General features: G+C 54.5%; 11 protein-coding genes. 1 reads left to right on the top strand and 10 read right to left on the bottom strand.

The annotated features are described in order from the left end of the window. Positions 1–548 (top strand): phosphatase PAP2 family protein (locus Q3981_RS03530; protein ID WP_303123956.1); only part of this gene is annotated, 548 nt, incomplete at its 5' end. A gap of 733 nt (positions 549–1,281) precedes the next feature. Here Q3981_RS03530 and nusB read toward each other — a convergent pair. The 10 genes from nusB to mltG form a co-directional block, all read right to left on the bottom strand. Beyond that, entirely contained in the window at positions 1,282–1,815 is a 534-nt protein-coding gene (gene nusB, locus Q3981_RS03525; protein ID WP_303123979.1) for a transcription antitermination factor NusB, read from the bottom strand. Positions 1,816–1,871: 56 nt separating this feature from the next. Continuing rightward, the gene (gene efp, locus Q3981_RS03520; protein ID WP_012731637.1) at positions 1,872–2,435 is read right to left on the bottom strand and encodes an elongation factor P; all 564 of its coding nucleotides are present in this window, start codon (positions 2,433–2,435) and stop codon (positions 1,872–1,874) included. 147 nt (positions 2,436–2,582) lie between these two features. Beyond that, positions 2,583–3,644, bottom strand: coding sequence for a Xaa-Pro peptidase family protein (locus Q3981_RS03515; RefSeq protein ID WP_303123953.1), 1,062 nt, complete (start codon positions 3,642–3,644; stop codon positions 2,583–2,585). A 39-nt stretch (positions 3,645–3,683) separates the two neighbouring features. After that, positions 3,684–4,121: a type II 3-dehydroquinate dehydratase gene (gene aroQ / locus Q3981_RS03510; protein ID WP_303123977.1), complete on the bottom strand. Its 438-nt coding sequence runs from the start codon at positions 4,119–4,121 to the stop codon at positions 3,684–3,686. 23 nt (positions 4,122–4,144) lie between these two features. Further along, complete coding sequence (aroB, locus tag Q3981_RS03505; RefSeq protein ID WP_303123951.1) at positions 4,145–5,335, bottom strand: 3-dehydroquinate synthase; 1,191 nt, start codon at positions 5,333–5,335, stop codon at positions 4,145–4,147. Beyond that, entirely contained in the window at positions 5,332–5,907 is a 576-nt protein-coding gene (locus Q3981_RS03500) for a shikimate kinase (protein WP_303123948.1), read from the bottom strand. The genes aroB and Q3981_RS03500 overlap by 4 nt, the downstream gene beginning before the upstream one ends. Then, positions 5,908–7,128 carry a chorismate synthase gene (gene aroC, locus Q3981_RS03495; protein ID WP_303123975.1) on the bottom strand — a complete coding sequence of 407 codons (1,221 nt, stop codon included), beginning with the start codon at positions 7,126–7,128 and terminating at the stop codon, positions 5,908–5,910. It lies immediately after the preceding gene. Between the two features lie 138 nt (positions 7,129–7,266). After that, entirely contained in the window at positions 7,267–7,773 is a 507-nt protein-coding gene (locus Q3981_RS03490; protein WP_303123946.1) for a prepilin peptidase, read from the bottom strand. A gap of 119 nt (positions 7,774–7,892) precedes the next feature. After that, on the bottom strand, positions 7,893–8,873 hold the full coding sequence (locus tag Q3981_RS03485) for a shikimate dehydrogenase (RefSeq protein WP_303123944.1): 981 nt from the start codon (positions 8,871–8,873) through the stop codon (positions 7,893–7,895). Further along, positions 8,863–10,029 carry an endolytic transglycosylase MltG gene (mltG, locus tag Q3981_RS03480; RefSeq protein ID WP_204088520.1) on the bottom strand — a complete coding sequence of 389 codons (1,167 nt, stop codon included), beginning with the start codon at positions 10,027–10,029 and terminating at the stop codon, positions 8,863–8,865. Before mltG ends, Q3981_RS03485 begins: the two co-directional genes overlap by 11 nt. Positions 10,030–10,170 lie beyond the last annotated feature (141 nt).

Genomic DNA, 10,170 nt, shown 5'->3' with positions numbered 1-10,170 from the left:
CTGTTCACGCAAAGCACGATGACACTCACCCGTGGGTTGAGCGCCTGAGTGCTCGCGGGTGGGAGAAGCTTAATCACCTCAGCTTCTCGGCGGCCGTAGCTCATGCTGAGGAGACCCCGAGCGAGGGTGAGACCAAGACGGTCGCGGCTGACACGTCGGAGGGTGACTCACAGTCGTCGACCTCAGACGAATCTTCAGGGATTGGTGCGCTGATCGAACGCGGTCAAAAGGAATCGAATCTTGTTGCGGCTATCCCATCCCTACATGCTGCGCTCACCATGTACTTAGCGACGTACATGTTCGCGCGACGACGTAAAAAACTCGGTGTTGTGTGCCTTATCTACGCCTTCGCGATGGGCTTTACTCTGGTCTTTTTCGCTGAGCACTATGTGTTTGACATCCTGCTGGGTTGGGGCATCGCGATCGTTGTTCCGCTCGTCGGCGTCACCCTCGAAAAGTGGTGGACTCGGAATAATCTGAGTAGCCGGCTCCCATGGAATCGCCGCGCATCGAATCCGAACCGCGAACTAGCCGAATCTCTGAGCTAGTGCTCGAAGCTCTATCGAAGCCCCCCTTAGGGGGCTTTTTTAGTTTGCCCTCGTGTGAGTGCAAACGGAGCCACAGCCGGGGTGTCATCCGCCCCCTCCGACCCGAAGCGTCTGTCACGATCCGCATTTCTCTATCGACCCAGATAGAGCCCCTCCTGCGGCGTGATGCGCTGTGGGGTCGGGATCCACATTGGTGACACCACGTCTACCGCTCCTTTGGCCCCCTTGATGAGCATGGCCCGGAATAGTGGGTAAACGCTGACTGGCTGTGGCTCCGTCGGCATGACTAGGTTATACGAACGGCAGTCGTTTTCTACATCCAGTTTTACAATGTCTTTCAATAGACCTTTCTGTCTGTTATCAGATTAATCTGGCACCGATTGCACAACGATAAGTTATTCCTATTCCAGCCATACTAAAACTCCAGCTCTTAGCTGTTATCAATCTGTAACTCGTTTGTTGCATTGCTAATCGTAGAAATGTCCCTCAGGTCCCTTAACTGAAATTATGGCGCGAAAATTACCCCATTTCGGGGTTAATTGAGGCGGCAGGAGGGCCGGGATAGACCATGCCGCTCACTTGTCGTCGTGACTCAATTACGCCCGACGCATCGTGGTAGCGGACCACCGCACCATAAGAAAAAGGCATAGAAAAACTCCGCCGGTGAGTACCGACGGAGCTATTCGACTATGACCATTCGAGGCGCAGAGACTTCCCTACCGCGCGCCGAATGTCATGATTCGTCATTCGACTGCGAACGCTGCACTTCTCCAGCGATATCATCCAAAACCGCGTTGACATACGCCGGGGCAACATCCGTTGAATACTCAGAAGCTAGCTCGATCCCTTCAGAAACCGCGACCTTCGGAGGCACTTCCTCATTGTGAAGCAACTCCCACGTCGACACCCTCATGACAGCTCGGTCAACAGCAGGGATACGGTCCAGACGCCACGTCGAGGACAAATGAGAGGCAATCGCGGAATCTATGCCATCCAGGTTCTCTGCGACGCCCGACACGATCGTCGCCGTGTAATCGGACACGGGTAAGACACCGGACTCCGGATCCCGAGACAATTCTCGTCGCTGCTCGACGACATACACAGGATCTTGATCTCTAAATTCCGCCTCGAACAAAATATCGACGGCGCGACGTCGGGCTTTATACCTTGACCCATGCCGCTTGAATCCACTACGAGTGAACTTTGTTCGCTTCTCGGCGGAAGGCTGGCCACCCTGCTGGGGATGGTCACCCGTCTCATTCTGTATGGGCGTGTCCGCAGATGAGGACGCTCCAACGTTGTCGTCTGCCACGTCCACGTTCCTTAGTTATTCACGCGTGAAAGGTAGGAGCCATCACGCGTATCGATTTTCAGGACATTGCCGGTCTCAATGAAGAGAGGAACCTGGACCTCTGCTCCAGTCTCAAGGGTTGCTGGCTTCGTGCCACCTGTCGAACGGTCACCCTGCAAACCGGGATCGGTGTGCTTGACCTTCAGTTCAACGGAGACCGGCAACTCAACGAACAGCGGTTGATCCTCATAGAAAGAGACCTGGACAGGCATGTTTTCCAACAAGAACCGAGCACCGTCACCCATCAGCTCCGGCGAAAGAGGAATCTGCTCGTAGTTCTTATCGTCCATGACCACGTAATCCGTGCCATCGTTGTAGAGGTAGGTCATATCACGGCGGTCTACCGTCGCGGTCTCAACTTTGACACCAGCATTGAAAGTCTTATCGACGACTTTCCCGGATACAACGTCCTTGAGCTTGGTACGGACGAACGCTGGCCCTTTACCCGGCTTGACGTGCTGAAACTCCACAATCTGCTGAAGTTTGTTGTCAAGTTTCAGAACTAGCCCATTTTTGAAATCGGCAGTAGTTGCCACTGAAAACTCCTCATCCTTCAGGACACACCATGATCCTGAGATATCGATTTCACATAACCTTGGCACTTCGTGAGTGGATATCGACAATCCGCGGTGGCTTAGCCGATTCCACTACCGTGACGAAGACCTCGTACAGGGTCTACCCTACTAGACGACCGTGAGCGCCGGACTGCTGGTATTGAGTGGGCGCGAACCGTCCTCTGTGACCACCAACGTGTTTTCGATTCGCGCTCCCGAGAGACCGGGTACGTAAATTCCTGGTTCGATGGTCAGAGTTTGGCCAACCTCGATGGTCTTTGATTTATCGGTACGTGACGCAGAGTATGGCCTTTCATGGACGTCGAGCCCCACTCCATGGCCAGTCGAGTGAACGAAGTATTCGCCATAGCCTGCGTCGTCGATAATGTCTCGGCACACCTTATCGATAGCGAAGAGACCTGCGCCTGGCCGCAACGCCTCACAACCAGCAAGGAAAGCACGATAGACAGTGTCCGCAATCTCGCGCTGGTTCTCCGGGGGTTCCCCGACCGACACCAATCGAGTTTGATCGGAAGCGTAACCGTTGAGATACACACCAAAGTCAATGGTGATGAGGCCCTTCGGGATCGGGTCGGTACTTGCGCTGTGGTGCGGTTTTGCACCATTAACTCCCGACGCCACAATCGTCTCGAAGGAGATTCCGTCCGCGCCGAATTTCCTCATGCGGTACTCAAGTTCGGCAGCCACGATGTTTTCGGGAACGCCCTCGCGGATGACTTCATCCTCAAGGAGCGACAACCAGGCCTTATCGGCCACGGCAGCTGCAGCGTCAAGAGCGGCAATTTCGGATTCGTCTTTGGTCATTCTCAGATCCTCAATGAGGTCTTGAGTGACCGTGTATTCGCCTAAACGCTGCGCTTCACCTAGGCTAAGACTGGTTTCAACGCCTATTTTCCCATCGAATGCTTTCCGAACAGCAGGAACTGTGTCACGTTCGATGAGAACTTCAATGCCGGGGGCTTCGTCGGCAACCTGGGTGGTGTATCGACCATCGGTACCGAGGAGTTCCTTGCCATCAGTGGTCAGCAGGAGTGCTGCGTTTGATCCACTAAACCCCGTGAGATAACGAACATTTTTTAAATTAGTAACTAAAAGAGCAGGTACATCGGCCTTATTAAGCAACTCTCGCGCTGCATCTCGACGCTGAGCATAAAGTTTTTCCCGATCCATCAATCAATTCCTCCTGAGTAGTGAAGTATTAGCAAAGTTTTACTTGTCACCGCGCGCAAGGAAATCTAGGGCGTAGGCGTAGCCCTCAACTCCCAAACCCACAATAACCCCGCGGGCAATCGGGCTCAGATAGGAATGCCGTCGGAAATCCTCACGAGAATGCACATTTGAAATGTGGACTTCTATAAAGCCCGCACCGTCAGCGATTTCGGCCAACGCATCGCGGAGGGCCACCGATGTGTGCGTCCATCCTCCCGGATTAATAATGACAGCTTCGCCCTCATCGGCGGCATGATGAATACGATCGATCATGTCGCCCTCATGGTTCGATTGATAAAAGCTCACGCTAATGCCGAGGACTTCAGCGCGTTCACGGAGCATATTTTGGACGTCCTCGAGCGTCGTGGATCCGTAAATTCCCGGCTCCCGTTTGCCCAGACGATCCAGGTTGGGACCATTGGCAACTAATACTCGCAAAGCTGGCTTGTTATCAGTACTCACTAGGATTCCCCTCTGTTATTCATGCGCACAAAGGCAGTCTGAAGGTCCTCATAACTAGGCCCAGCTAGCCGAATAGGGCGTGGGACCTGGCTGGAATTATCCCCAGCCGACAACCCACTACCCGTGCCAGCATCGTGAAAATCAGAATCGTTGGAAGAAAGGATCACGAATCGGATCTTCCCGTCCCTGTTCTTCTTATCCATCTTCATCGCATCGATGAGATCATCGAGCGCAGCAGCATCATAGTGCGTAGGCAAACCCAATGATTGAAGAATCGTTCGATGCTGCTGTACGACCGCCTCACTGAGGTGCCCTGTGACGCAGGCAAGTTCTGCCTCAAAACACATTCCCACAGCGACCGCATGACCATGAGGCCATGTGTAGTGCTCGACCTTTTCAATGGCGTGGCCAAAAGTGTGCCCGTAATTGAGAATTTCGCGCAAGCTTGATTCTTTAAGATCTTGCGAGACCACCGACGCCTTAACAGCGATGCTTCTGCGAATTAACTCGGGTAAATCGCCGGTCACATCGAGACACCGATCGGGATCACGCTCATAGAGCTTGGTGATCTCCGGATCCGCGATAAACCCGGTTTTCACGATTTCTGCGCTACCAGCAACGATCGCCTCAGAAGGAAGATCGTTAATGAAGTCGAGATCAACGAATACAGCCGATGGCTCATGGAAAGCACCCACCAAGTTTTTCCCAGCCGGTGTATTAATACCTGTTTTCCCGCCGACGGCCGCGTCGACCATCCCCAATACCGTGGTCGGCACTTGGATGACATCGATGCCTCGCATCCATGTCGCCGCCACGAATCCGCCGACATCAGTTGCCGCGCCGCCGCCGACGCTGATAATCGCGTCGCGTCGGCCCACGCCATGTTTGGCGCACTCGTCCCAACACCGAGTGACGACGTCGAAGGTTTTCCCTTGTTCAGCGTCGTCAATTTCTACGAGGAAGGAGGATATATCGCGCGCCGCCAATGTATCGGCTATGCGATGGGCTGCGACGGCAACAGTGGGCTGGTGGATAATTCCGACTTTTGAGTAGGAATCAGCTGCAGCTCCGATTGAGCCTACGAGGTCGTGGCCTATCACGACGTCATACGGTTTATTGCCGTTCACCGGGATTGTCCACGGCCCTGTACCGCTCGCCGTGTTTGTCGACTCACGACTAGGTGTACTCATAGAAATTCCTCTACTGCAACAGCGGATTCGTCAGCGGTGTCGGGGATCATCGACCCCCTGGACTCACTGGTTTCAAGATAATTCAGAATGCTGGCGACGACTTTCTGGGGGCCACGGCGGTCACTCCGAATGCGAAGAGTCGCGACCTCCTCGTACAGGGGGCGACGTTGCTCATCCAAATCGTGATAGCGCTGCTCTGGATCCTCTGACTGCAGCACCGGCCGGGTGAGGGAACCACGGGTGCGTCGATAACCTTCTTCCGCGGACACATCCAAGAACACCACTTCATGGCCGACGAGGCGTCGACGAGTCACCGGCGAAACAATTGCCCCACCACCGAGCGCAACAATGCCTCCGGTAGTCAAGGCGTCGGCAATGACGTCCTCCTCGACTAACCTGAATTGCTCTTCACCCAAATGGTCATAAATTCGGCCACATGTCATTCCGCCCCACCGTTGTTCAATGAGTTCATCAGAGTCAACGAGGTCGAGGCCGAGAGCACGGCTAAGCCGACGTCCGATAGTGGACTTCCCGGCACCAGGCAGACCAATCAATACAACCCGTGGTTTCATTCACTCTCCTACCCCAGAGTCAAAGCTCAAGCGTTGACTCACCTGATGAAGATAGCTTTGAACATTGTGCTTGGTTTCCGCAAGGCTGTCACCACCGAATTTATCCAAAGCGGCCTGTGCCAACACAAGGGCTACCATCGCTTCCGCGACGACACCGGCGGCAGGAACAGCACACACGTCGGAACGCTGATGAATGGCAGATGCCGCGTCACCAGTCTCCATATCAATGGTGGATAGTGCTCGCGGAACTGTGGATATTGGTTTCATCGCGGCGCGCACTCGGAGCGTTTCGCCATTGGTCATTCCGCCCTCGAGGCCACCGGCACGGTTCGTCATCCTTATGACGTGTCCGTCGTCGCGAACCATTTCATCGTGAGCTTCCGATCCACGCCGACGAGCTTCGGCGAATCCATCGCCTATCTCGACTCCCTTAATCGCCTGGATACTCATCAATGCGCCAGCTAGACGGGCATCCAAACGAGTCTCCGCCGATACATGCGATCCCAATCCGATAGGAAGGCCGTCGACAATAACCTCAACGACGCCGCCCAAAGTATCCCCGGCTTTTTTGGCCGCCTTGATTTCATTAATCATGGATTCTTCGGCCCGCGGACTAAAAGCACGTACAGGCGATTCGTCGATGCGCGTGAGATCGCTAAAGTGCGGCTGGGCTGTGTCGTCGACCTCCGACGCGCCAATACTGACGACGTGGCTAAAGACTTCAACGCCGAATACTTCACGGAGGAAAGAACGAGCAACGGTGGCGATGGCTACCCGGGCAGCAGTTTCCCGTGCAGAGGCCCGCTCCAAAATGTTCCTCGCGTCATGGGCCCCGTACTTCACCATGCCAGCGAAGTCTGCGTGACCAGGACGTGGCCGAGTGAGTTGCGCTCCCCGGCCGGAGTTCATAGCTGCCTGGACATCTGGATCGTCACGATCAATCGGATCTTGCGCCATGACGGTGGTCCACTTGGGCCATTCCGTATTGCCAATCACGATGGTGATGGGACTACCCAATGTGCGGCCGTGACGGACACCAGTGAGAAGTGTGACTTCATCTTGTTCAAATTTCATCCGTGCACCACGGCCGTACCCCAGACGACGTCGTGCTAGATGATAAGCCACGTCCTGTGTTGAGAGTGGGACGCCAGCAACCATGTTTTCCATTGTGGAGACAATCGCTTCACCATGCGATTCTCCGGCGGTGCTCCAACGCAACATACAGTCATTCTTCCACGTAGTAGCCATGTAAAGCTATCAGAATTCTAAATCTACAAGCTTGGGTTGTCAGAGGGACGATAACGGGTGCATCGTTCCTCGCGGGACTGATCCCGTCTGCCCGTATTGGATGTGACCGTTTTACATCATCCCCGTCACAGTGGCGACGACTACCCCACCCATCATCGCTGGAATGTGGGCTATTTCTGGTGGCCCATGGCGGTACACGGCGTACAGACTGCATACGACCGAAATGATGTTGGCGCAGCCTATGGCCACAATAACCAGCACCGCTCCCCCATGCGTGAGCCATGCTCCGCATGCCGCAGCAACTAAAATGTCTGCGCCACCAATTCCCGGCCGTCGAGAACCAAGGAATGCCCCCACGAGAGCGACAGAGGCGTAAAGACCTGACCAGATGGCGGAACAGCACAGCACGTCCGTCCAGTCGTGAAAAAGCAACGATTCCCCAGCGATGACCATCGCAGAACCGATTAGGGTCAGACGCCATGGGATGAGGCGAAATTGGCAATCAAGCCATACGATCTCGAGCGCCCAGAGAATGCTCGCCACAATGAATGCGGTGACACAAATGTCATGGGGCGAGAGAGCCAGGCCTGGTAAGAGCAGATGCTCACTCTGTTGCATGGTCGCGATTTCATCACGATCAGGAAGGGCAGAGTGATTCTATTCGCGCTCACGAACACCGAAGCTGTGGATAAAACAAGCCTGTGGATAACTTCCGGTACTATCTCACCGGAATAGCTTTAGGTCGCACTTTCTAGAGTATCGAGCACCCCGACGGGTACCCCGGAGGCTTCTTCCAAGGCCTGTCGCATCGCCGCTTGAGGAGCTTGATGCCCGGTGAACTGCTCAAATTGGCTGAGCGATTGGTAAAAAAGCATCGTCGTTCCGCCGACGCACGGCGTTCCTACCGTGAGGCAGTGCGATATCAGTGGCGTCGGCCATGGACTGTAGATCACGTCGCATACCGCCGAAGCCCCCGCTAATAGCTCTGCGTAGGGTTCGGCTGCCACTGATGGAACTGTTGACACCAGGACGTCGGCGTTCGCACACGCCTTCTCTGAGCGCTCGAACAGTGTCCATGAAAAGTCGATACTTAGTTCTTCCGCTAGCGGACGGAGCTGTTCCGCGCGCGATGATCGAGCCACCACAGTGACGTTGCGGCACCCCAACTGAGCAAGAGCCCATAAAGCAGGCCGGGCGGTGCCACCGTTACCCACGATGACAGCATTCTTCACCATCGCTGAATGGGAGTCGTTCCCGGAGAAAGACGAGGTCTTGGCTGTGAGAAGCTCCCGAACGGCTCCTACTACGCCCTCACCATCGGTATTGTCTGCACGCCACTGAGTCGATCCAGAAACACTAGCTCTTGACGGCTCGTCAGAGCCTGCTAAGGGCTTTTTCACCAGCGTATTGGCAGATCCAATGAGCTTCGCGCGTTCAGTGACTTCGTCCGCAAAATCCAAGGCTTCGAATTTGCCCGGCATGGTGACTGAGAAGCCCTCATACTCAGGGCCTAAAGAGTTGATCGTTTTTTCAAGTTCGCCCTTGGGGCAACGGATACGTTCATACGACCAATTCTCGAGGCCAGCTGCCCGAAAGCCGTTGTCGTGGAGCACGGGCGAAAGAGAATGCTGGATAGGATCTCCCAGTACTGCGGCATAATGCCGATCGAATCCTTCTCGTCTGTCGCTACCTCGACCCTCTTCGGAACTAACGGGCACTGTCAAGCACTCCACTTTCTTGGGCTTTTTTAATCGCTGCCTCATGATCGGAGAAATCGTGGCTGAACACGGTCGTGCCGTTCTTGTCGATCGTTACGAAGTACAGCCAGTCACCGTCGGCAGGTTTTTCCATCGCGTGCACCGCAGATAGCGATGGCGATGCGATGGGTGTCGCAGGCAATCCTTCCATTGCGTACGTGTTCCACGGAGTCTTTTTCTCACGGTCCTCGTTCGTCGTCGCGACCTCTTGCTCGTCCAACCCGTAGTTCACCGTCGAATCGAACTCGAGTTTCATCGGTTTATCGAGGCGATTCTTAATAACTCGCGCAACCTTCGCAAAATCCTGCTGGGGCGCTTCACGTTCGACGAGTGACGCAGCCGTCAGTAGTTGATATTCCGACAGCCCCACGGTTTGCGCTGCTGACGATAATCCGGTGCCTTCGTATGCCTTGGCACCTTCGGTGACCAGTGTTTTGAGAATATCCGTGGGCGATGCGGTGGGGTCAAAAATGTGGACACCGGGGTTGATAAGCCCCTCCAACCGTTTGGAATCGTTTCCACGCGCAGACACTGCTTTGGAGGCCCATGATGGAACGCCCAATTCCTCTAAACTGCTATTCGCCGCGGCTTTTTCAAGATCACTAGTAGAAACACAGTCACTATCTTTAGAAACGCACGCTTGTTTAGCGACTAAAGAAAAAATGCCTGCCCGCGTCTGTCCGCCGACAACATGAACATCGTGCAAAGTAGCCCCGGTCGGAATGTCGACGACCCCTCGTCGAGCTTCGTCGGACATCAGCGCGTCGATAGCAGCTTGCGAGGACATCTTTTGATGCAGGACATAATAGCCTTGCTGCAAGTTAACAGCATTGCCCTTACTCTTCGCCGCATTCATCAACGAACGACGCGACGACACGATCTTCTTGTCCACCAACGTCGAGGACAGCGAAGAAATCGTGTCCCCTTCGTCCACTCTGACCAGGGCCGACGTCGAGTTTCCATTTCCCGAAAAATCGTCCTTGTCCCCCGCTACGTTGTGGTACACGACGTAAGTAATCACGCCGGCCAACAACACAGCTAATGCCACCGTCACGGCTATGGCGTTTTGTTTATGCCCAGCAAGATGACGGCGACGACGTGTTCGGCTCGATGGCACAAATTCTCCTAGCTCCGGGGACAGGGGAAATAGATACAGGACAAATAGATAACTGTAGCCATTCCACTAAATCAGAGAGTGTGGACGTATTCAACTACCACAAATGCTCTCTGACTGTCGAAGAATTGCTACTTTTGGTGG

This window comes from Corynebacterium sp. (genome assembly GCF_030530965.1).
In the GTDB taxonomy this organism is placed as follows: Bacteria; Actinomycetota; Actinomycetes; order Mycobacteriales; family Mycobacteriaceae; genus Corynebacterium.
This window is presented reverse-complemented; position numbering and strand designations above follow the sequence as displayed.

What these genes read in the sequence shown, in the direction of transcription:
- Q3981_RS03500 (WP_303123948.1), bottom strand. Translation starts at nt 5,907, where the DNA reads ATGAAACCACGGGTTGTATTGATTGGTCTGCCTGGTGCCGGGAAGTCC.
- Q3981_RS03515 (WP_303123953.1), bottom strand. Translation starts at nt 3,644, where the DNA reads ATGGATCGGGAAAAACTTTATGCTCAGCGTCGAGATGCAGCGCGAGAG.
- aroC (WP_303123975.1), bottom strand. Translation starts at nt 7,128, where the DNA reads ATGTTGCGTTGGAGCACCGCCGGAGAATCGCATGGTGAAGCGATTGTC.
- aroB (WP_303123951.1), bottom strand. Translation starts at nt 5,335, where the DNA reads ATGAGTACACCTAGTCGTGAGTCGACAAACACGGCGAGCGGTACAGGG.
- Q3981_RS03490 (WP_303123946.1), bottom strand. Translation starts at nt 7,773, where the DNA reads ATGCAACAGAGTGAGCATCTGCTCTTACCAGGCCTGGCTCTCTCGCCC.